The 20,685-nt window shown below is 71.2% G+C and carries 23 protein-coding genes and 1 pseudogene; 14 read left to right on the top strand and 10 right to left on the bottom strand.

Annotated features, from left to right (window positions below; translation table 11 throughout):
- The first annotated feature begins 33 nt into the window (after window positions 1–33).
- On the top strand, window positions 34–543 hold the full coding sequence (locus ACQPZW_RS18615) for a MarR family winged helix-turn-helix transcriptional regulator (RefSeq protein WP_433796162.1): 510 nt from the start codon (window positions 34–36) through the stop codon (window positions 541–543).
- A gap of 29 nt (window positions 544–572) precedes the next feature.
- A complete protein-coding gene (locus tag ACQPZW_RS18610; RefSeq protein ID WP_433796161.1) occupies window positions 573–1,463 on the top strand; it encodes a hypothetical protein in 891 nt (296 codons plus the stop codon).
- Window positions 1,464–1,468: 5 nt separating this feature from the next.
- Here ACQPZW_RS18610 and ACQPZW_RS18605 read toward each other — a convergent pair whose 3' ends face one another.
- Window positions 1,469–2,890: a dihydrolipoyl dehydrogenase family protein gene (locus ACQPZW_RS18605; RefSeq protein WP_433796160.1), complete on the bottom strand. Its 1,422-nt coding sequence runs from the start codon at window positions 2,888–2,890 to the stop codon at window positions 1,469–1,471.
- 2 nt (window positions 2,891–2,892) lie between these two features.
- Window positions 2,893–3,450 carry a hypothetical protein gene (locus tag ACQPZW_RS18600; protein WP_433796159.1) on the bottom strand — a complete coding sequence of 186 codons (558 nt, stop codon included), beginning with the start codon at window positions 3,448–3,450 and terminating at the stop codon, window positions 2,893–2,895.
- A 110-nt stretch (window positions 3,451–3,560) separates the two neighbouring features.
- On the opposite strand from ACQPZW_RS18600, the gene ACQPZW_RS18595 reads away from it, so the two are divergent.
- The 5 genes from ACQPZW_RS18595 to ACQPZW_RS18575 all read left to right on the top strand — a co-directional run bounded on the left by ACQPZW_RS18595 (window position 3,561) and on the right by ACQPZW_RS18575 (window position 8,223).
- Complete coding sequence (locus ACQPZW_RS18595; RefSeq protein WP_433796158.1) at window positions 3,561–4,136, top strand: TetR/AcrR family transcriptional regulator; 576 nt, start codon at window positions 3,561–3,563, stop codon at window positions 4,134–4,136.
- 118 nt (window positions 4,137–4,254) lie between these two features.
- A complete protein-coding gene (locus ACQPZW_RS18590) occupies window positions 4,255–4,776 on the top strand; it encodes a sigma-70 family RNA polymerase sigma factor (RefSeq protein WP_433796157.1) in 522 nt (173 codons plus the stop codon).
- Entirely contained in the window at window positions 4,769–6,064 is a 1,296-nt protein-coding gene (locus ACQPZW_RS18585) for a sialidase family protein (protein ID WP_433796156.1), read from the top strand. Before ACQPZW_RS18590 ends, ACQPZW_RS18585 begins: the two co-directional genes overlap by 8 nt.
- Before the next feature lie 105 nt (window positions 6,065–6,169).
- The gene (locus ACQPZW_RS18580; RefSeq protein WP_433796155.1) at window positions 6,170–7,258 is read left to right on the top strand and encodes an acyltransferase family protein; all 1,089 of its coding nucleotides are present in this window, start codon (window positions 6,170–6,172) and stop codon (window positions 7,256–7,258) included.
- 2 nt (window positions 7,259–7,260) lie between these two features.
- Entirely contained in the window at window positions 7,261–8,223 is a 963-nt protein-coding gene (locus ACQPZW_RS18575) for a hypothetical protein (RefSeq protein WP_433796154.1), read from the top strand.
- A gap of 242 nt (window positions 8,224–8,465) precedes the next feature.
- On the opposite strand, the gene ACQPZW_RS18570 is transcribed toward ACQPZW_RS18575, so the two are convergent.
- Together ACQPZW_RS18570 and ACQPZW_RS18565 are read right to left on the bottom strand one after the other, a co-directional pair.
- The gene (locus ACQPZW_RS18570) at window positions 8,466–8,870 is read right to left on the bottom strand and encodes a DUF6086 family protein (RefSeq protein WP_433796153.1); all 405 of its coding nucleotides are present in this window, start codon (window positions 8,868–8,870) and stop codon (window positions 8,466–8,468) included.
- A 214-nt stretch (window positions 8,871–9,084) separates the two neighbouring features.
- Window positions 9,085–9,552: an SRPBCC family protein gene (locus ACQPZW_RS18565; RefSeq protein ID WP_433796152.1), complete on the bottom strand. Its 468-nt coding sequence runs from the start codon at window positions 9,550–9,552 to the stop codon at window positions 9,085–9,087.
- Window positions 9,553–9,585: 33 nt separating this feature from the next.
- Here ACQPZW_RS18565 and ACQPZW_RS18560 point away from each other — a divergent pair, with 33 nt between their 5' ends.
- Window positions 9,586–10,197: a hypothetical protein gene (locus tag ACQPZW_RS18560; RefSeq protein ID WP_433796151.1), complete on the top strand. Its 612-nt coding sequence runs from the start codon at window positions 9,586–9,588 to the stop codon at window positions 10,195–10,197.
- Between the two features lie 46 nt (window positions 10,198–10,243).
- Here ACQPZW_RS18560 and ACQPZW_RS18555 read toward each other — a convergent pair whose 3' ends face one another.
- Together ACQPZW_RS18555 and ACQPZW_RS18550 are read right to left on the bottom strand one after the other, a co-directional pair.
- Complete coding sequence (locus ACQPZW_RS18555) at window positions 10,244–11,431, bottom strand: mannosyltransferase family protein (protein ID WP_433796150.1); 1,188 nt, start codon at window positions 11,429–11,431, stop codon at window positions 10,244–10,246.
- Window positions 11,419–12,408: a glycosyltransferase family 2 protein gene (locus tag ACQPZW_RS18550; protein WP_433796149.1), complete on the bottom strand. Its 990-nt coding sequence runs from the start codon at window positions 12,406–12,408 to the stop codon at window positions 11,419–11,421. Before ACQPZW_RS18550 ends, ACQPZW_RS18555 begins: the two co-directional genes overlap by 13 nt.
- A gap of 255 nt (window positions 12,409–12,663) precedes the next feature.
- Here ACQPZW_RS18550 and ACQPZW_RS18545 point away from each other — a divergent pair, with 255 nt between their 5' ends.
- Window positions 12,664–14,976 (top strand): glycoside hydrolase family 9 protein, encoded by a 2,313-nt coding sequence (locus ACQPZW_RS18545; protein WP_433796148.1) that lies wholly within the window; start codon window positions 12,664–12,666, stop codon window positions 14,974–14,976.
- 95 nt (window positions 14,977–15,071) lie between these two features.
- Here the strand turns inward: ACQPZW_RS18545 and ACQPZW_RS18540 are convergent, their stop codons facing one another.
- From ACQPZW_RS18540 to ACQPZW_RS18530, 3 genes are read right to left on the bottom strand one after another with little or no spacing between them, the layout of a single operon-like run.
- Complete coding sequence (locus tag ACQPZW_RS18540) at window positions 15,072–15,686, bottom strand: Fic family protein (protein ID WP_433796147.1); 615 nt, start codon at window positions 15,684–15,686, stop codon at window positions 15,072–15,074.
- Entirely contained in the window at window positions 15,683–16,069 is a 387-nt protein-coding gene (locus ACQPZW_RS18535; protein WP_433796146.1) for a hypothetical protein, read from the bottom strand. The genes ACQPZW_RS18540 and ACQPZW_RS18535 overlap by 4 nt, the downstream gene beginning before the upstream one ends.
- A 50-nt stretch (window positions 16,070–16,119) precedes the next feature.
- A complete protein-coding gene (locus ACQPZW_RS18530) occupies window positions 16,120–16,809 on the bottom strand; it encodes a hypothetical protein (RefSeq protein ID WP_433796145.1) in 690 nt (229 codons plus the stop codon).
- Between the two features lie 162 nt (window positions 16,810–16,971).
- On the opposite strand from ACQPZW_RS18530, the gene ACQPZW_RS18525 reads away from it, so the two are divergent.
- The 5 genes and pseudogenes from ACQPZW_RS18525 (at window position 16,972) to ACQPZW_RS18505 (ending at window position 19,784) form a co-directional block, all read left to right on the top strand.
- Window positions 16,972–17,511: a hypothetical protein gene (locus ACQPZW_RS18525; protein ID WP_433796144.1), complete on the top strand. Its 540-nt coding sequence runs from the start codon at window positions 16,972–16,974 to the stop codon at window positions 17,509–17,511.
- 67 nt (window positions 17,512–17,578) lie between these two features.
- Window positions 17,579–17,632, top strand: a pseudogene (locus ACQPZW_RS18520) (hypothetical protein); the annotation flags it as partial.
- 110 nt (window positions 17,633–17,742) lie between these two features.
- A complete protein-coding gene (locus tag ACQPZW_RS18515) occupies window positions 17,743–18,228 on the top strand; it encodes a UTRA domain-containing protein (RefSeq protein ID WP_433796143.1) in 486 nt (161 codons plus the stop codon).
- Between the two features lie 71 nt (window positions 18,229–18,299).
- Complete coding sequence (locus ACQPZW_RS18510) at window positions 18,300–18,767, top strand: DUF6959 family protein (RefSeq protein WP_433796142.1); 468 nt, start codon at window positions 18,300–18,302, stop codon at window positions 18,765–18,767.
- Window positions 18,768–18,905: 138 nt separating this feature from the next.
- On the top strand, window positions 18,906–19,784 hold the full coding sequence (locus ACQPZW_RS18505) for a hypothetical protein (protein ID WP_433796141.1): 879 nt from the start codon (window positions 18,906–18,908) through the stop codon (window positions 19,782–19,784).
- 17 nt (window positions 19,785–19,801) lie between these two features.
- Here ACQPZW_RS18505 and ACQPZW_RS18500 read toward each other — a convergent pair whose 3' ends face one another.
- Window positions 19,802–20,446 (bottom strand): hypothetical protein, encoded by a 645-nt coding sequence (locus tag ACQPZW_RS18500; protein WP_433796140.1) that lies wholly within the window; start codon window positions 20,444–20,446, stop codon window positions 19,802–19,804.
- Window positions 20,447–20,685: the final 239 nt, after the last annotated feature.

Below are 20,685 nucleotides of genomic sequence, written 5' to 3'. Positions count from 1 at the left end.
CGTCAAACCTTTTGATGATGGTACGGTCGTCGCGTGATCAGCACACCTGAGGACGCCGACGGGCAACGTGACCGGCTGCTGCAGGCGCTACGGGCACACGGGACCGCCTTCACCGAGCTCGGCCGGCTCTTCGGGGCCCGCACCGGCCTGCACACCACCGACGCCGCCGCGCTCGTGGAGATCCTCTCGGCACAGGACCGTGGCGAGCCGCTGACTCAGGCCGCCCTCAGCCACCGGGTCGGCCTCACCGCCGGCGCGACGTCCTCGCTGCTCAACCGCCTGGAGAAAGCCGGCCATGTGATCCGGATCCGGGACAGCGCCGACCGACGCGTGGTCACCCTGCGCGCGGCCGACGGCGTCGACACGATGGTCGACTGCTTCTTCGCGCCGCTGGTCGCCCGGATCGAGGCCATGATGGCCGGCCACTCCCCCGAGGCGCTGGCCCACGCCGAGCGGTTCATCACCGACTACGTCACGACGATGAGCCGCTTCCTCGACGACCTCGCCGCCGGCGAGGCCCCCGCACCGAATACGCGGATTTAAACCGGTTTCAGTTGTTAGGCTCACGCCTTGTGACCAGCACCGATAGCACTCCGGAGTACGACCGCTTCGGACCGTGGATCGACGAGGTCCGGACCGTCGACCAGCTGCCGCGGCTCTACCGCGAGGCGGGGATCGACCCGGCGGCGTACCGCAAGGTCCTCAAGGTCCCCCGGGACATCGAGGGGCGCAACACCCACCCCACCATGCATCTGTACGACTACCTGCTCGCCGTCAACGAGGAGACGTTCACCGTCCTCGCCCGCCGCGACGAGGCCTTCTACACGGTGCACGTCCCCCTCGACCGGATCGCGGCGATCGTCGACAGCGTGCGGCTGCTCAACGGGCGCCTGACCGTGCACACCGTCGACGGCCCGGTGGTGACCGTCGTCTACAACGCCTCCGCGAGCGCCCCGGTCCGCGACCTGCTGCTGCTGTTGCGCCGCTACTACCTGCCGGAGACCTCCACGGCGGACGCCGAGCCGCACCGGGGCACCGACCCGACCATGGACCCGGTGGACACCGGCCTGCTCACCGACTACCACCGGCTCATCGCCGAGGAGCCGAGCATGCGCCTGGTCAACATCGCCGACCGCCAGGTGGTCACCCAGCTGAACCGAACCGACCGGCTGTGGAGCAACCCGTGGCCGACCACCCTGCACGCCTCGATCACCGTGGCCGACCAGCGCGAGATCCAGATCATCCACCGCCGGGACTGGTTCACCGGCAACGGCGACAAGCTCTCCCTGGCCCGGACCGTCCTGCCACGGGCGCGGATCACCGACATCCGGGTCGAGCCGCACCGCCGCTACGAGGGCGTGCACGTGCTCACCATCCAGGCCGGAGCCACCCGACTTGAGTTCCCGTTGGCCACCGGCCCGCTCGTCGAGGCGAAGCTGGCCGGTGACGCCGTCAGCATCTGAGCCGGTCAGCGGCCGTACGCCTCCAGCAGCCGCAACCACACCTCACTGACCGTGGGGAACGCCGGGACGGCATGCCACAGCCGGTCCAGCGGCACCTCGCCGACGACCGCGATCGTCGCGGCGTGCAGCAGCTCCGCCACGTCCGGGCCGGCCAGGGTGAACCCGACGATCACCCGGCGGTCCTCGTCGACGACCATCCGCGCACGTCCGCGGTAGCCCTCGGCGTGCAGCGCCGACCCGGCGACCGCGGCCAGGTCGTGGTCGACGACCCGGATCCGCAGGCCGGCGGCCTCGGCGGCGGCCGCGGTCAGCCCCACCGACGCGATCTCCGGATCGGTGAAGACCACCTGCGGTACGGCCCGCTCGTCGGCGGTCGCGGCGTGCCGGCCCCACCGGCCGTCCTCCACGATGCCGCCTCCGGCGCGCGCCACGATGACGTCGCCGACGGCACGTGCCTGGTATTTGCCCTGGTGGGTGAGGAGCACCCGCCGGTTCACGTCGCCCGCCGCATACAGCCAGCCGCCGCCGTCGACGACCCGCAACGTGTCGTCGACCGTGAGCCAGGACCCGGGCTCCAGACCGACCGTGTCGAGACCGATGTCCCGGGTGTTCGGGGTCCGCCCGATCGCCACCAGGACCTCGTCCACCTCGATCCGGTCGCCGTCGACGGGCGTCAGGTGGACCGTACCGTCGCGGTCGCGGTGGGCCGACGCCACCTCGGCGCCGATCCGGACGGCGACGCCCGACTCCCGCAGAGCCGCCGTGACCAGCTCCCCCGCGAACGGCTCGGCCTGCGGCAGCACACCGTCGCGGGCCAGCACCGTCACCGCGGAGCCGAGACTCGCATACGCCGTGGCCATCTCGGTGGCCACCACGCCCCCACCGATGATCGCGAGCCGGGCCGGGACCGTGGTCGCGGCGGCCGCCTCCCGGCTGGTCCACGGCGACACCGCACGCAGGCCGGCGATGTCCGGGACCAGCGCGCCGCTGCCGGTGGCGACGACGACCGCGTGCCGGGCGGCGAGAACCGTGACCACGCCGTCGTCACCGGTCACCTCGACGACCCGCTCGCCACTGATCCGGCCGTGGCCGCGATGCAGGGCGATGCCGGCCGACTCGAGCCAGGCGACCTGCCCGTCGTCCTTCCAATGCGAGGCGAAGGCGTCCCGGCGGGCGAGCACGGCGGCCGCGTCGAGGTCACCGGTCACCGCCTCCCGCGCGCCGGGCAGGCTCCGGGCCGCCCGCAGAGCGGCGGCGCTGCGCAGGAGAGCCTTGGTGGGCATGCACGCCCAGTAGGAGCACTCGCCGCCGACCAGCTCCCGCTCGACGATGGCGGCGGTCAAGCCACCCTGCACGATCCGGTCGGCGACGTTCTCCCCCACCGGTCCGGCGCCGAGCACGATGACGTCGTACGTCAGATTGGTCATTTTCAGTAGCCTTTCGCCGCGCGGCCCAGGCGGATGGCCGCGATGAGGAAGAAGATCGCGCCGGGGATGGCGTAGCCGGCCGCGTTGGCCAGCGACGGCGCGGCGGCCGAGGCCGAGGCGACGAAGGAACCACCGGCCAGCACCGACAGGCCGCCACTGAAGATCATCGGCCACTGGCCACCCATCTTGCGACGGCTCACGCCGACGAGCAGCTGAACCACGCCGGCCACGATCGCCCAGGCGCCCCACACGCGCAGCATCGCCGGGACGCCGGAGAGGCTCGCGACACCCAGGCCGATCGCGGTGAGCGAGCTGACCGCGATGTTCAGGTAGAGCAGGGTGGGCGAGCCGGTGCTGCGCGAGGCACGGGCGTCGACGACCGCGGCGACCACGTCGAACAGCGGGTAGATGACGAAGAGCACGGCGACGAGCGGGTTGAGCTCGCCGGCGACCGCGGTCGTGACACCGGCCCAGACGATGGCGAACGCGAACCGGACGAAGTACAGCCGGCGCAGCGCGGCGGCGGTCGTCGAGATGCCGGGAGCGGTAACGGTGGTCATGGCGGTCCCTCATTGGTAGAACGAACGTTCTGTCTCGCTAAAGATGGCAAGCCGCTGCCTTCGCTGTCAAGACCGAACGTTCTATCTCTCAGCGTGGCTATGATCGGCTCATGGCGACTTCCGAGGCACGAACGCGGCTGCTGTCCACCGCGAGCCGGATCTTCTACGCCGAGGGCATCCACTCCGTCGGCGTCGACCGGATCATCGCCGAGGCCAAGGTGACCCGGGCGACCTTCTACCGGCACTTCCCCGGCAAGGAAGACCTGGTCCTGGCCTACCTGCAGAGCGCCGACCAAGCCATCCGCAGCCAGATCGAGACAGCCGTCACCCCCGGTGCCCCGGCCGGCGACACCATCCGCGCGATCGCGGCCGCCATCGCCGACGGCATCCGGTCACCCGGCTTCCGCGGATGCGCTTTCCTCAACGCCGTCGCCGAATACCCCGACCCCGCCCACCCCGTGCACCAGGCCGTCCTCGCCCACCGCCAGTGGTTCCTCGACACCGTCAACACCCTGATGGCCGAGCTACAGGCGACCAAGGCCGAGCCCGCCGCCCAGCACTTCGTCATGCTCCGCGACGGCGCGATGGCCGCCGGCTGCCTCTTCGACCCCGACCAGATCTGCGACACCTTCCTGCGCGGCGTCGACGGCCTCGTCCGCATCCACGGGACCACGCCGCAGGCCTGAGATGGGGCCGTCATCGCGGCACTGACCACCGCCGCCGAGAAAATCTTCAAGCCCGATGCAACCGTACCGTTGAGGTGTTGGTCCTTCCTGGGACGAGCGCCGACGACGGGGAGGGTGCGTGGAGGCCGAGGACGCGGTCCGGCAAGCGTACGAGGCCTATTACCGGCGGCTCGTGACGCAGGTCTTCGGGCTGGTCGGTGACCTCGCCGAAGCTGAGGACGCGGTCCACGAGGCGTTCGCCCGGGTGGTCGCCTCGCCCCGGTCCTTCCTCCGCGCCGACGACGCCGAGCGATGGCTGCGGGTCGCCGCGCTCAACGTCGCCCGCACCCGCTACCGGCGGCGCTGGCTCTTCGACCGGCTCGTCCGTTCAGGCCGGGTGGAGGCCACCCCGGCCTCGGCCCCCGGCGTCTCCGGTGACCGGGTGGCGCTGGTCGCCGCGTTACGGCGGCTGGCCCCGCCCACACGGGAGGCGGTGGTGCTGCATCACCTGGCCGACCTCTCGGTGACCGAGGTCGCGGCCACGCTCGGCGTTCCGGTGGGCACGGTCAAGGCGAGACTCGCCCGGGGCCGGGCCGCGCTGGCGACCTTCCTGTCCGACGACGCGCCGGCCGCCATGCCCGAGGGGGTACGCCATGCGTGAACCACAGTTCGACCGGCTGCGGTCCGACGTCGCCGACGCGGTACGGCAACCCGAGTTCAGCACCGTCCGGCAGCGCGCCGGCGGGATACGCCGCCGCCGGATCGCCACGTCGAGCGCGGTGTTCGTGGTGACCGCCCTGGCAGCGGCCAGCTTCGGATACACCGTGCAGAACGCCCCACCCGACTACGGATCGCTCGATCCCGTCCCCGAGGTCACCTGCTCCACCGACTGCGGCTGGCCATGGATGACGGCGTCCGCGAGCACCGGGTCGGAGCTCTACGGCCTCGTCCGGCGCTGCGAGGACTGCGCCTCCGAGCTGTACGCGTCGTCGGACGGCGGCGGCTCCTGGCAGCAGCGCACCGTGCCACCCGCGCCGGCCGGCGCCTCCAACTCCCGCGAGGCGTCGCTGGCCGCTCAGGGCCCGGGGCTTCTCACCTGGCGTGAGCAGCGCACGTTCGTCCCCGATGTGGTTCAGACGCACAGCACGGGAGGCCCGACGGCCGACCCGACAGCGCAGGTCTCGATCCTGCAGACGTGGGTGTCCCGCAACGGCGGCGGCACCTGGGTGCGGGCTGCGGCCGGCACCGGACCGGCCGCCGCCGTCCCGCAAGGCGCGCGACCGGCCGACTGCGACCTCGTGGAGATGCCGGCCTGCAAGGTCGGTGTGCTCGACCCGGACACCGGCCGGTTCGCTCCACTGGCCGCCCAGCCCACCGGGATCACCGTCGATCCCGGCTGGACGAGTCAGGTCAGCGCGCCGATCGACGGGCGCCTCTGGGTCCCGGGGCTGGATCCGGCCACGAGAAAGCCGGCGGTGGCGACCAGCTCCGACGCCGGCCGCACCTGGCGCACCCATGTCTTCACCGACGGCGAGGCGGCCCCCGCCGGCAAGGAATGGCTGGTCACCTCACACGTGCCGAAGATCGCCGTCGGCACCGGGACGACGGCGTACGCCCTGACCTACCGGGACGACGGCGCGTTCGACACCCACTACAGCACCGACGGCGGGACGACCTGGCGGTCCGGTGACACCGTCGAGCGCATCGGCTTCCTGCCCGGCTACGTCGCGGCCGACGGCTCCCACATCATCCCGACCGACACCGGGGCCACCGCCGGCCGCGACGGCGAGTACGCCCCGGTCACCCTGTCCGGAATCCCCGAAGCCGCGATGCGGACGGTGCAGATCACCACGGGACAGGCCGACCAGCCATACCTGATGCCGTCGTCGGGGTCCGACGCGTACCTCTCCAAGGACGGAAGGACCTGGCAGCAGGTCCGCCTCCCCTAACCCCCACCTTCACACCGCGTAACGGACCGGCCGTAGGCCGTGCCCGGTGACCGGCGTGCGCCCGAAAGGCAGGCCCGGATCTTGAGCGTATCGACCGTGGACCGCATGGCCACCATCGGCGAGCCACCACGCGACGACCGGCGGGTGGCCGGACTCGACGGCATCCGCGGCCTGACCGCCCTCTACGTGGTGGTGCACCACTGCTGGCTGCTGTCGTTCCCCGGCTACCCGGCCAACACCGGCCCCGCCTGGCTCGGCTGGCTCGTCCACGGCCGGCTCGCGGTGATCGTGTTCATCGTGCTGTCCGGGTTCTCGCTGGCCATCGCGCCGGCCCGCCACGGGTGGCAGCTGGGCGGCGCCCGGCGCTACACCCTGCGGCGGGCCCGGCGAATCCTGCCCGCCTACTGGGCGGCCCTCATCGCCAGCGCTCTGATCGCGACCCTCGTGCCGTACCTCCCGCACAGCGAACCACCGACGTTCGGCTCGTTCGCCGTCTACGCTCTGCTGCTGCAGGACGCCGTCGCGGCGCCCGCACCGAACGGCGCATTCTGGTCGATCGCCGCCGAAGCCGGCCTTTACCTGGCGTTTCCGCTGGTCCTGCTGCTACGCCGGCGCGCCGGGGCGGTGGTGACCCTGGCCGTGGTCACCGTGCCGGTCGTCGTGGCGGGCCTGCTCTTCCCGGCCCTGTCCACCGGATCACGGGCGGTCGGCTACACCCTGGAGTTGGCGCCGCTGTTCACCGTGGGCGTGCTGGCGGCCGGGGTCGTCGCGGCCGGCGAGCGGGTCCGGCGGCTGCCGTGGCCGGGCCTGGCCGCGCTCGCCGCCGCGCCGGTGCTCGCCGTGATCGCCGTCAAGGGATCGGTGTGGACGGTCACGAACTACTACTGGGTGGACCTGGCGGTGGGACCGGCGATCGCCCTGTTCCTGGCGGCGGTGGCCACCGGGCGCCCGGCCCCACTGGTGCGGCTGCTCCGCAGCGGGCCGTTGCAGTCCCTCGGCGACTTCTCCTACAGCCTCTACCTGATCCACATGCCGGTCGTCGCCCTGGTCAGCACCCTGGTCGTCACGCCGCTCATCGGCTCCCGACCGGCCGCCTTCGCGGTCATCGTCACTCTGGTGGTGCCGTTGTGCCTGGTCACGGCCCGATTGTTCGCCGCCGTCTTCGAGAAGCCGTTCCGGTCGTACACTGCTTGATCGTGACGACCGAAGTGGTGCTCGGCGAGGTGACGTGCCCATCCGGGCACCTGGTGATCACGGATGGTGGTTACCTGGAGATGTGGTCCGGCGACCGGGTGCCGGACGACGAGGAGCATCCGGCCACCGACTTCGAGATCATCGGCCCCGACGCCGAGGAGGCCGCGGAGACGTTCGACCGGCAGACCGGCACCCGGCTGTACGACATTCCCGACCACGCCGTCGACGATGTCCTCGCCACGTTCGGCGAGCACTGCCGCGAGCACGGGCACAACGCGAGTCTGCGCGCCTTCGAGCAGCAGGTCCCACACCGGGAACGGGTCCGGCACGCGGTCGAGGCCCGGGAGCACGAGTTCATCGTCATGGGTGTGCCGGTGCTGCCGATGGAGGTGCCGGCCGACCGGCCGCTGCCGGTCACCGCGATCCCCGGCGAGCACGGCTGGCATTCCATGCGGATCGCGTTCAGCGACGAGCCGGTGGCCGACTCCTGGATATTCTGCGAGCTGGGGATCGACCACGCGCGCTTCGTCTTCGCCGACGCCGACGCGCTCAACTCGTGGGAGCACGTCCTCCCGCTGGACGGCCTGGCCGACCTGGTCCTCTGGGGCCGCGACGAGGAGCAGGTCGCCGCCGAGTTCGGCGCGCCGCGCCTCGACGACAGCCTCCACGGGTGGCTGGACCTGCCGGTCGAGGAGGCCTACCAGCGGGCGATGTCCCTGGAGGCACGCCGCGACGAACCGGGCGCGCCGAAGTTCACAGCCGACTTCCGGCCGCACTCGCATCACTGGCAGGCGATGGCCCAGGTGCGGCAGTCCGAGCACGACGCCGGCGTGATCCGGGTCGCCGGAGCCGACATCCTGATGGCGATGACCTCGGTCGGTGACGGCTTCTTCCCCGTCCACCTCGACGTTGACGCCGACGGCCTTCCGGTGGCCCTGCGGATCGACATCGCCGGCGAGGCCTGACCGGCGGATCCCGCCGAAACCGACGGCACTGACCGGCAGGCCACACCGAAACCAACGGCATTAGCCGGCAGGCCACGCTGAACCGACGGCGCTGACCGGCGGGCCACGCCGAAACCGACGGCACTGACCGGCGGATCGCGCCGAAACCGGCGGCGCTGACCGGTGGCGGCAAGATGGCGGCCAGCGGATCATCCCGCCGGCGGCGACCCCCTGTTTTCGGCAATGGCGGGATGATCAGCGGGTCATGCCGCCATCGACGGGGCCAGGTCCGCGGCCGAGGCGAGCACCCGCCGCGCCTTCTCGGCGGCGGAGACGCCGCGGGGCAGGCTCTGCCCGGCGGCGACCTGATCGAGCAGTGGCAGGTCACCACCGGCGGCGCGGAGCAGGGCGACCGCGTGCGGCAGAAACCCGCCGACCAGCTCGACGATCACCGGATGCGTACTGGTCAGATATCGCCGCGTCAGCTCCTCCACGAAGGCCCGGTAGGCCGGTAGGCCGATGTCATACTCGTCGAACTCCAGGTCGAGAATGCCGGATGGCCGGCCGGCGACAACCGTCATCGCCTCGGCGGTCCGGTAGAAGAGCTGCGCCGCCGTGGTCGCCGGATTCCACACTGACCTGCCGGCCACCTTGAAGTACTGACTCACGGCCCCTCCGATTTGCGCTGAGCTGCCCGCCGACTGACGGTTTCCCATGATCGCGGGCTGAACCGACTCACGGCCCCCGCCTACCGCCGGGCTGCCCGGCGGGCTGACGGCTTCTCACGATCGCGGGTTGAACCGACTCAAAGCCCCGCCTTGCGCTCCGATACCCCGCCGACCGGCGGCTTCTCACGATCGCGGGCTGAGCCGGCCGATCGGCTCAGCGCTTCTCCACGTCGCGGGCCAGGCCGCGGAGAGTGGCGGCGAAGCCGGCGCGGCCGATCAGCGTCACCAGCGGGTCGGCGTAGCGGGTGAGGCGGCGTGGGGACACGGTGACGTCCTCGGTCCACTCGACCCGGCACTGGCCGCCGGGAAGGGGCGTCACCGAAAACGACGCACTGCCGTGCACGACCCGGCCGTGTTTGAGGATCGCGCAGTGGCCGGGCCGGTCGTCCGGCGCGTCGCCGCCGGGTGGCTCCCAGGCCTCCACGGTCATCGGATCGTCGAAGGCCAGCGGCCCCACCCCGGTCCGGGCGACGAACCGGGCGCCGACCCCATCGGGCCGCTCGCTCTCGACGCGGAGGACGGTCAAGGGCACCCAGTCGCCGTGCCGTGGCCAGTCCACCAGGATCTTCCACGTGTCGGTGGCGGTGGCGCGCACATCGCGGCTGACGGTGAATCGGCTCATGAGTAAACGCTAACCGCCGGGTATGACAGAAGCATGGATCATGTGCGGTGGCGTTTCGACGGATGGATCGCCGGGATGGGTACGACCGGGGGGACCCGGTTGGTGGTCGGGCACTGGCCGGGCTCGCCGTTCGGGCCGGTCACCGACGTCATGGTCGAGAGACCCGACGGGCATCGTCTGCTGCTGGCCGAGACCGCCGAGCTGGCCGGGTTCGTCGCCGAGACCTACTCCTTCGATGAGGTACGGGTGGTGCCGATCACAGTCGACCGGTCACCGCGGGACTGGACGGTGTCCGCCGGGCCGCTGCAACTGCGGTTCACCACCGGGGGCCGTGGCATGCTGGGGAACCTGCTGCACGCCGTGCCGGTGCCGCTGGCGCAGAACCTTCTGTGGGTCCGGCTGATCGACCTGCCCGCCCGGCTGTTGCGCGGTGTCCGCACGTTCGGCTCCGCCGGCAACGGCCGCCGCGAGTGGTATGCCGTCCGCGACCTGCACCACGTCACCGCCGCCGGCGCGGTCCTCGACGGCGCCGACCTGGGTGATCTCGCCCCGGTCGACCCGCCGGTGCGGTTCGGTTTCGGCTCGGCCCCGCGGTCACCGGCGCTGGTCCGCATCACCACCACGGTCGAGGTGCCGCGACCGTGACCCGCGCACTCGCCACCCCCGATGCCGAGTGCCGGGCCGCCGGCGGTCAGGCGACGAGGAAGGCGCCTGACATGAACACGACCAGGAGGACGGCCTGCAACCCGACGCCGATGACGACGACGGCCCGATCGACCGTCGGTCGCGAGCCGATGCGCGCCAGGACGAGGAAGATCGCGACGGCCTCCATCGTGTACCGGGCGGCGGACTGCATCGACCGGCCACCGACCTCGGTCGACAGCAGCATGACGAGCGTGACGGCGCCCTGTGCCACCAGATAGACCTGGTCCCGGCGGAACTTGAAGCGCCCCACCACGCACAGGATCAGCAGCACCGCCCCGATCAGGACGGTCCCGGCGTCGAGGACCGCGCCGATGGTGGCCGGATGCAGGACGCGATGCCCGCCGGCCTGCTGGATCGCGGTCACCCAGGCTCCACCGGGAACCGTGTACTGCCGTCCCCACTGATCCTGGGCGATGCTGAAGGCGAGCGGGCTGCCCAGTTCGATCGCGCAGTAGACGCTGTAGGCGACGGCTCCGAGCGGCACCACCGCGATCCCGAGCACGTCGGCTCGCAGCAGACGCGGACGCCATCCGACCTGGCGTAGGTACTCGATCGCCAGTGGCAGCACGAGCAGCACCCCGAAGAGGCGGGTCGCCGAGGACAGCCCGCCGAGGACGCCGGCCAGCCACCAGTGGCCGCGGCGGCCGGCGTACAGCGCGCCGATCGCCAGCAGCAGGAACAGTGACTCGTTGTAGCCGATGAACAGGTAGAAGCCCATCGGGAAGGCGGCCAGGTACCAGGTGGCGCGCTGGGCGACCTTCGGCCCGAACTCGTGGTCGGCCAGCCGGTGCAGCATGACCAGGGCGCCCCACGCGGCGAGGTTCGCGACCACCAGCGCGCTGATCAGCGGCCCGCCGGGCAGGATGACGTCGAAGGAGCGGATCAGCAGCGGGTACAGCGGGAAGAACGCCGGGAACCCGGGGCCGATGTGGTAGCCCTCCTCGGCGATCCGCACGTAGTGGCCGGCGTCCCAGCCGTTCCAGGCGAGGCCGATCGACCACAGGCCGGGGGCGTCGTTCTCGCCGCGGGACAGTGCGGCGAGCGCGCTCACCGCCAGGTGCAGGACGGTGAGGGTGGCCCAGACCGCGAAGCCGGTCCGGGTCGCCGTCCGCCACGGCTGACGGACCACCGGCGCGGTCACCGGGCGGGGTGGTGCGAGGGTCAGAGTCTCCACGGCGTGCTCCCGGTGCCGCTCTCCACCAGCGGGCGGCCGGTCGCCGCCGAGTCGTAGGCGACCACGTAGCGCGGTCGGCCCTGCATGGTGGTGAAGATCCGGGCCACGTATTCGCCGAGGAGTCCCAGGCAGAGCAGTTGCAGGGCGCCGACGAACATCAGCGCCACGAACATCGAGGTCCAGCCGGGGACGACGGTGCCCCAGAGGTACGCCGCGAGGGCCGCCCCACCGATCGCCACGCACAGGGCGATGCCCGCGCAGCCGAGCCAGGTGGCGACCCGCAGCGGCGCGGCGGAGAAGCCGGTGACGCTGTCCAGGGCGAGCCGGATCATCTTGGCCAGCGGGTATTTGGAGTGTCCCGCGGCCCGGCGTTCCCGGGTGTAGGTGACCTCGCCGCTGGGCAGGCCGAGCCACGGCACGAGCAGGCGGTAGACCGGCTGGTGCTCGGGCAGTTCGGTGAGCGCGTCGACGGCGGTGCGTGACAGCAGCCGGAAGTCGCCGGCGTTGTGCGGGACGTTCGCGCCGACGACCCGGCGCACGAGGCGATAGTAGAGCCCGGCGGTGCCGCGTTTGAAGGCGCTGTCGGTGCTGCGGTCGGTGCGGACGCCGTGGACCACGTCCAGTTTCGCGCTCTCGGCCAGCGCCAGCATCTCGGCGATGACCTCGGGCGGGTCCTGCAGGTCGACGTCGATGCTCGCCACGTACTCGCCGCGGGCGCGGTGCAGGCCGGCGGTGAGCGCGTTCTGGTGGCCGCTGTTGCGGCGCAGCCGGACGACGCGCAGTTGCGGCCAGGTCCGGCGCATCTGCTGCAGCACTGCCGGGGTGGCGTCGCGGCTGCCGTCGTCGACGGTCAGCACTTCGTAGGTCACGCCGAGCCCGTCGAGGACAGGCCGCATCCGCTGCGCGAAGAGCGGCAGCACGTCCTCCTCGTTGAAGACCGGAACCACCACCGACAGCCGTGGTACGGAGACATCCATGTGTGCCCCTCACTCTCATGATCGTCGCGGCGGGGAGAAGGCTGACCTGCGAAGCGATCGAAGTATGGCCATGTCGCCGTGGGTGGCACGTTCTCGGGAGACCGGCGGAGATCTGCCTCTCAATCGCCGCTGAGCTGCCATCCGAACGGGCTCGGGAACCGTCGGGGGAAATCTGCTCCGTAACAGGCTCGACACACCATTGAAGTGGGAGCGCTCCCATGTAACGATACTGGTCACTGTCTTAAGAGGTGAAAGTTGAAGAAGCTCGCCACCGTCCTGACAGCCGTCGCACTCAGCGCCGGACTGCTCTGGACCGCCGTACCCTCCGATGCCGCCGCCGCGCCCTACCGCTACGGCGAGGCGCTGCAGAAGTCGCTGCTCTTCTACGAAGCACAGGTGTCCGGCAAGAAGCCGTCGTGGAACCGGGTGTCCTGGCGCGGCGACTCGGCGATGACCGACGGCGCCGACGCGGGCCTCGACCTGACCGGCGGGTGGTACGACGCGGGCGACCACGTCAAGTTCGGCCTGCCGATGGCGTTCACCACCACGATGCTCGCCTGGGGCGCCGTGGAGAACCGGGAGGCGTACGCGAGCTCCGGGCAGTTGACCCATCTGCTGAACAACCTGCGGGTGCCCAACGACTACTTCATCAAGGCGCACCCCTCGGCCGACGTGCTCTACGGGCAGGTCGGCAAGGGCGACGACGACCACAAGTGGTGGGGACCGGCCGAGGTGCTCCCGATGGCGCGCCCGGCGTACAAGATCGATGCGACCTGTGGCGGCAGCGAGCTGGCGGCGGAGACGGCGGCCGCGATGGCAGCCAGCTCGATGGTTTTCAAACCCACCGACCCGCAGTACGCCGACACCCTGCTCAGCCACGCCAAGCAGCTGTATTCGTTCGCCGACCGGGTCCGCAAGAGCTACCACGAGTGCATCACCGACGCGACCGCGTTCTACAAGTCGTGGAGCGGCTACGCCGACGAGCTGGTCTGGGGCGCGATCTGGCTGCACCGGGCCACCGGCGACGCCACCTACCTGGCGAAGGCCGAGGCCGGTTACGACGCGCAGGGCAACGAGAACCAGACCACCACGAAGATGTACAAGTGGACGATCTCCTGGGACAACAAGCAGTACGGCAACTACGTGCTGCTCGCCCGGCTGACCGGCAAGCAGAAGTACCTCGACGACGCGAACCGGTGGCTCGACTGGTTCACCGTCGGTGTCAACGGCGAGAAGGTGCGCACCTCACCGGGCGGCATGGTCGTCGTCGACTCGTGGGGCGCGCTGCGCTACGCCGCCAACACCGCGTTCGTCGCGCTCGTGCACAGCGACCACCTCGGTGACGCCACGCGCAAGCAGCGCTATCACGACTTCGCGGTCCGGCAGATCAACTACGCGCTCGGCGACAACCCGCGCAGCTCCAGCTATGTGATCGGGTTCGGCGACAACTCTCCCAGGAATCCCCATCACCGTACGGCCCACGGCTCCTGGTGGGACAGCCAGCAGGTCCCGGTCGAGACCCGGCACGTGCTCTACGGCGCCCTGGTCGGCGGGCCGTCCTCACCCGACGACAAGTACACCGACAGCCGTGGCGACTACGTGATGAACGAGGTCGCCACCGACTACAACGCCGGGTTCACGTCCGCGCTGGCCCGGCTCTACGGCGAGTTCGGCGGGGCGGCGCTGACCGGCTTCCCGGTCGCCGAGACGCCGGACATCCCGGAACTGTCGGTCGAGTCGACGATCATGCAGAACGAGACCCGGTCGACCGGCGTGAAGGTGATCGTCTACAACAAGTCGGCGTTCCCGGCGCGGGCGCTCACCGCCGGTAAGCTCCGGTACTACTTCACCCGGGACGACAACACGGCGCTGCAGGTCAGCTCGCCCTACACCCAGGGCTGCCCCGGTCCGACCGCGGCCAAGCAGCATTCCGGCGACATCTGGTATGTCGAGGTCGACTGCACCGGCTACCGCATCGCGCCCGCCGGCCAGTCGGCACACCGGATGGAGGTGCAACTCAAGATCGGTGTCGCCGAGGGTGGCGTGTGGAACCCGGCCAATGATCCGTCCTATCAGACGGCCTCCGGCCCCAACACCAGGATTGCGCTGTACGACGGAACGACACTCGTGTGGGGCTCGGAGCCCGGCGGGTCGTCCCCTTCGCCGTCGCCCTCGACGTCGATCTCCGTCTCCCCGTCACCGTCTCCCTCCGTGTCGGTGTCACCGTCGGTGTCCCCCTCGCAGTCACCGGCCGCCGGGTGCCGCGTCGGCTACACGACCAACGACTGGAGTTCCGGCTTCACCGCCACCGTGACGATCACCAACGGGCCGGCCGCGGTCAACGGGTGGACGCTGACCTTCCCGTACACCGCCGGTCAGAAGGTCCTGCAGGGCTGGTCGGCCACGGTCACCCAGTCCGGAACCCAGGTGACCGCCACGAACACGTCCTGGAACGGCAACCTGCCGGCGGGCGGCACGGTGAGCTTCGGATTCAACGCCACCCACACCGGCAGCAACCCGGCGCCGGCCGCGTTCACCCTCAATGGCACGCCCTGCACCAGGGCATAGACCACGTCCGGACGGCGGCGGGTGCCTACGGCGCTCGCCGCATCCACCGGCGGTGACTGACTACGGCCTTTGCCGCATCCATCGGCAGCGGCTGACTACGGCCTTTGCCGCATCCATCGGCGGTGGGTGGCGCCGGCGATGCCGTGGACGAGGCGGGCCAGTCCGGCCGCCCCGTCCGCGTCGTCGGCACGGCGGACCGCGGTGAGGATCGGGACCGGTTCGTCGAGGTACACCTGCTCGCGCTGCAGGACGAACTGGAGGGCGAGGCCGGCGAGACGGGCGTTGCCGTCGTCGAACGGGTGGAAGAACGCCACGTCGAGGTAGACGCGGGCGGCGCGGGCGGTCACCGGGATCCGCCGGTCGGCCGCCTGCGCCACACAGGCGGCGAACCCGTGCTCGGTGTCGGCGCGCAGGGCGTACCGCTCCCGGCCGTTCTTGGCGTAGGCCGTGCCGCGCCGGAAACCCGGCGCCGGAATGCCGCGGGTGAGTCCGTTCCAGCGGGCCAGCAGATCCGGTGTCAGGGTCGCACCGGCGCCGGCCCGGGCGCGGACGTCGTCGTAGGCGTCCGGCAGGCCGGGTCTGCGCCGGGCGAAGTCCACATATCCGTCGTGGACCGCCCACACCGGCGTGACCGGATGCGGGACCACGTCGTGCCACGGCACCTGGTCGCGGACCCGCTGCCAGATCGCCAGGTGATCAGTCGCGGTCAAGGGAGACCCGGATCGCCAGGTCTGCGGCGGCGTCGCGGACCTCCTCGACAGGTGTCGAGCAGCCAGTCGTGCCACTCCAGCAGCGCGGCGGTGATCCCGGCGGCCGTCGCCTCCGGCTTCGTCACCGAATGCGACTGGCAGCACCAGGCGGTGACCGGGCCACCGGAGTCCTCACCCGACGACCACCGCCACCCGACCGTCCACACCCCGTACCGCTCGGCGAGCCCGGCCGACACCCCCTGCAGCAGCGGGTACGGCGCGGTGGTGTCGACGGCCAGCGCGGACACCACCCCCGGCACCGACGCCCGGTCGAAGCTCCGGCCGCCCGGGTCGACGTCCGCCCAGCTCAACTCCTCCGGGTACGGCAGGCGGGCTGTCGACATCGGTTCACCGGCTCCTTCGCGTGCGCGGCCGGTCAGCCTACCGGGTGGGGTCAGCTGGTCTTGCTCGGCGACGGTGCGGGACGACGGTCGCCGCGCTCGGGCCGGTGGCCGGCCTTACCCTCGGTGACGGTCTTGAGGTCGGCGCTCACCTCGAAGTGCACCCGCTCACCGCTCTTGGTCCCGAACACGTGGTACGCGCCGTCGGCACCCTTGACCACGCGGGAGACCGTGACCGCCGCGTCCTCGGCCGTCACGGCCGCGGTCACCTTCGCCGCCTCGGCACCGGTCACCACCGTACCGCCGCCGGGTCTGCCGTGGCCCCGCCCCGGGCCCGCCTTGCCCTCCGTCACGGTCGTGAGGTCCGCGCTCACGGTGAAATGCGCTCGCTCGCCGTCCTTGGTCCCGAACACGTGGTACGCGCCGGCGGCACCCTTGACCACGCGGGAGACCGTGACCGCCGCGTCCTCGGCCGTCACCGCCGCGGTCACCTTCGCCGCCTCGTCACCGGTCACCACCGTCCCGCGGCCGGGACCGTGCCCACCCGGCCGCCCGCCAGGACCGCCGGCCTCACCCCGAGGGCCGCCGGCCTTACCGCCCGGACCGCCGGCCTCACCGCCCGGGCCGCCGGCGGACGTGCTCGGGGTGGGTGTCGCCGGGGCGGCGGCGGCCATGGTCGCCCCGCCCAGGGCCAGACCACCGGCGACGACGGCACCCGCGGCGAGCAAACCGACCTTCTTCACGTGACTCTCCTCCGACTGGCGGGGCCGGCCGGACGCCGAACCTCCTTCGGAGAAGAGTCGGCACTGTCTCTGTGCTGAACCTGTGGTTGCCATGGGTGGATGCTGGCGGTCTGCGGGTGATTACTTACCATTGCCGATGTCGTCGACAGCAGAGGAATCCCGGTGCAGAAGTCATACACATCGACAGTCCTGGCCGCGCTGCTGCTAGCCGGCCTGGCTGGATGCACGTCCGCCACCCCGGAGTCCACGCCGTCGTCGTCCGCCACACCACCGCCCGTGTCCCCTGCTCCGTCGTCGACGACGGCGTCCCCGGCACCGACGGTCTCCACCACGGTGGCGTCACCGGCCGCGCCTCCGGCCGCCTCGGCCTTCCCGTTGGCGATCAGCCGCCGGGGCGGTTTCGCGGGCGTGGAGGACCGCGCCGAGATCGCGGCGAACGGCTCGGTGGTCGTGACGAGCCGAGACCGCCCGCCGGCGAAGACGTCCCTGCCGGCCGCCACCGTGGCGGAGCTGAGCCGATTGGTCACCTCGACGGAGTTCACCGGCCAGGCCGGCAAGCCGGAGCTGCCGACCTGCAACGACGGCTACGAGTACGAGGTGGCGGCCCCGGGATGGACCGTGACCGTCCACGATTGCGGCCAGCCCCACAGCGCCCCGGTCGACCGCATCCTCGAGATCGCCGTACCCCTGCTCAAGCAATGACCCCGAACCTGACGGCACCCTGAGGGACGGGCGGCCTGACGGCCGAGTTCTCCCCCGGCTGCCGACCGTGCGGGAGCTTGCGGAGCGCTTCGGGGTGCCGACCGGGACCGTGGCCAAAGCCATCGACATCCTCCGCGCCGACGGAGTGATCGTTTCCCGCCACGGCCGGGGTCTCTACGTCCGCTCGTTCGCACGCGTCGTCCGGTCGTCGCCCGACCGGCTCTCGCGGGCATGGTGGGCCGGGGGAAGTCGATCCAGGACCACCACACCAACGGACGGCTCCGTGTCGTCCACGTCGTCGTGCAGGAGGCTCCCGCCTCGGAGGAGGTGGCCGAGGCGCTCAGCATGTCTCCGGGAGCGGCCGTGCTCACCCGGGCACGCCGATTCGCCATCGAGGATCGCATCGTCCAGACGGCGACCAGCCACATTCCGCTGGACGTGGTGGCCGCAGCCCCGGCTGTGGGTTACACGGGCCCGGGGCCGGGCGGCATGTACGCCCGCATGGCGGAGGCCGGCCTGGGACCGGAGACGTTCCGGGAGACGGTCGTCTGCCGGATGCCCACCTCCGCCGAGGCCGAGGTGCTGAGCCTGCCGCGCGGCACGCCGGTCGTCGCGGTGACCAGGTACGCATACACCAGCACCCAGCGGTGCGTCGAGGTCAACGAGATGGTGTTGGACGCCGGCGCGTACACCTTGGAGTATGTGTTCGGCGCCTGATCAACCATTCGTCGACCCCTGACAGCGCTCGGGGTTGCGATAACCCGCCGCCGGAATGAGAGCATCGCCGGATGATGGAGAACGAGGCTCGGGTTCTGGCGGTCGGCGGCAACGTGGCCGTGACGCATCTCGATGGGCGGGCCTTTCCGGGGGTGCACGTTCAAGGGGACACGTTCGCCGGTCTGCGGGCAGCGCTGGCCGGCGCCGCCGGGCGGCTGCGACAGGCGCCGGGTGACGCGGAGGCCCTGGACGACCTCGACTACGCCATCGGTGAGATGACCCTACTGCTCGAGTTCTACGAGCACACGCTGGCGGAGCGGGGTGTCGAACGCCCCTACGTCGACACCGGGACGTCCGGCGAGGCCGGGAGCATGAGCGACGCGGAGATCCGGCAGTTCGTCACGTTGCTCAAGCGCTTCGCCGACCTCGAGTTGGATCAGTTCGCGCACTGGCGCGTGGAGACGCCGTACGGTCCGGTCTTCGTCGACCTCAGCCGGCGGTGCCTACCCGGCACCGAGGAGGCATACGACGCCTTGTGAGCAGCCCGGCTTGAATTGACGCGCTACTGATCTTTCGGGGTCAGGATCAGGGCGGTGCCGGTCCGCTGGTGGCGAGGAATCCGAAAGCGTGCTCGTCGCGTGCGGTGGCCCGGTGGATCGGTTGCTGTGGACGCGGGAGTGACCGCGACTCCGACGCTCAGTAAAGTGACCCCGGTCGATGGGCTGGGGGCGAGCGGGGTGGACGGAACGGATCCGTGGTGGCAACGGGTCGACGAGGCGGCGCAGCTTCTCGTCTCGACGGTGAACGCGGCCGCCGCGAAGGCCGGCAAGGACGGCGTCTACACACCACCGCCCGGCCGGCCGGATCCTCGCCGCCGGCGCCGTCCGCCATCGTTGCGACACCTCGCCGAGGTGATCCGTACCCGGCGTCTCACCGCCGCGGTCGAGCATCTCACCATTCTGATCGCCCAGGCGAGGGAGGCCGACGTCCGTGCCCCGGCCCTGCTGCCCGTCCCGCGCGCGTCGGCCGGCCTGATCGTGGACGCCAGACCCGTTCCCCGGCCGTCGCAGCGGCGCCGCCGGGTGCCGGTCCGCGGCGTCGCGATGGTGGGTGCACTGGCCGCAGTGGCAGGTGGCTTGGCGTGGCGTTCGCCTGGCCGATGGAGGATCGCGGACGGGCCGTGGCACAGCTGCGCGTCGCCGCTGCCGCTGGCGGAACGAGGCTACGTCCACTCCCCGGCCGTCTCGACCACGATCGGCGGCCAGCCGGTGACGATCCAGGTCTGCCTCTGGCGCGACGACCCGAACCGGGAGAACTGCACGACGGAGATAGCCACCGGCTGCTTGTCGACGATACGCGTGCACGAACTGAGCTGCTCCGTCATAGGCGTTCGTGGGGTTCCGGTTACCGCCCGAGGCGATCGGGATGGCGGTGCGCTGGTACCTGCGCTGTTGCCGGCCGACGTGGCGCGGTTCGCCCGGCGCTCGCCGGGGTTCACCGAGAACGATCTGACCACGACCGCCGCAGTCCGTACGCGGACGCGTCGGATGCCGTAACGGCAATCAGGCGCCCTCTAGGAGCGATCCTCCACGAACTCAGCGACGACGGACATGAAGGTCATCACGTCCACCTCGCCCCACCAGTTCTCCTCCGACCACGGGCGTGCCTCGTCGCCTCGGCGGTATACCGCGATCGTCCCAGCACGAAGGTAGATCTCGTTCACCGAGCTCCAGGGCAGGCGCTCCCCGTGTGCCTCGATGCCATGAAGGTCAACGGCGTATGGGCCGTACCGCCGAATCTCATCGCCCTTGATCCTGGAGATCTCCCTCGCCGCGCGGTCGTCGGCGAATGCGACAGCCACGCGCACCGCGAACAACCGGAACTTCCTGGCTCGACTCTCATTCGTGTACACCCGCCCAGCGACCCGCACCACGAGCCGATGTACCTGCCGGGGCTTGCTCCGGACCCACTCGGTCCGCGGGTCGATCGAGACGAACTCGAGCTCGGCCCATTTCCATGCGCGGGCTCTGTTGTTGCCGTCGACATAGCGGACCAGCCCGCCGTCGTAATGACCGAACCACCGTCGGGCCGGCCCGCGACCGATCACCAGCGCGAGCCATTCTCGCCCGGTGGGCCGCTCACGGACGAAGGCACTCGCGACGTGCGGGCCGAGCCCGGCCTGCTCGGCAGCAGCGGTCATTGGGGCCGGATCGGACATGTCGCCTCCCAACGAATCGGTGGGGATGGACGGGTGGCCTACCAGTCTGGCGGGGCGTGTCACGGCGACGCCACTTCAGCGCTCGTGATCTTGCGAGTGGTTTCGGGGTAATTTCGCCGGTTCGGCTGTCGGCCGGCTGTGGAACGACTTCCGGAACGTGCGAGGTTCATGAAACGGCCGTCGAAGCGCAGAACCCACAAGGGGCCCGGGATGAGTGGTCCATCTGGCGCGGGCCCAGG

The sequence above is a fragment of the Actinoplanes sp. CA-252034 genome (genome assembly GCF_050956125.1).
Taxonomy (GTDB): Bacteria; Actinomycetota; Actinomycetes; order Mycobacteriales; family Micromonosporaceae; genus Actinoplanes.
Note: the sequence above shows the minus strand (reverse complement) of the source record. Positions and strands in the feature narration are given on the sequence as shown.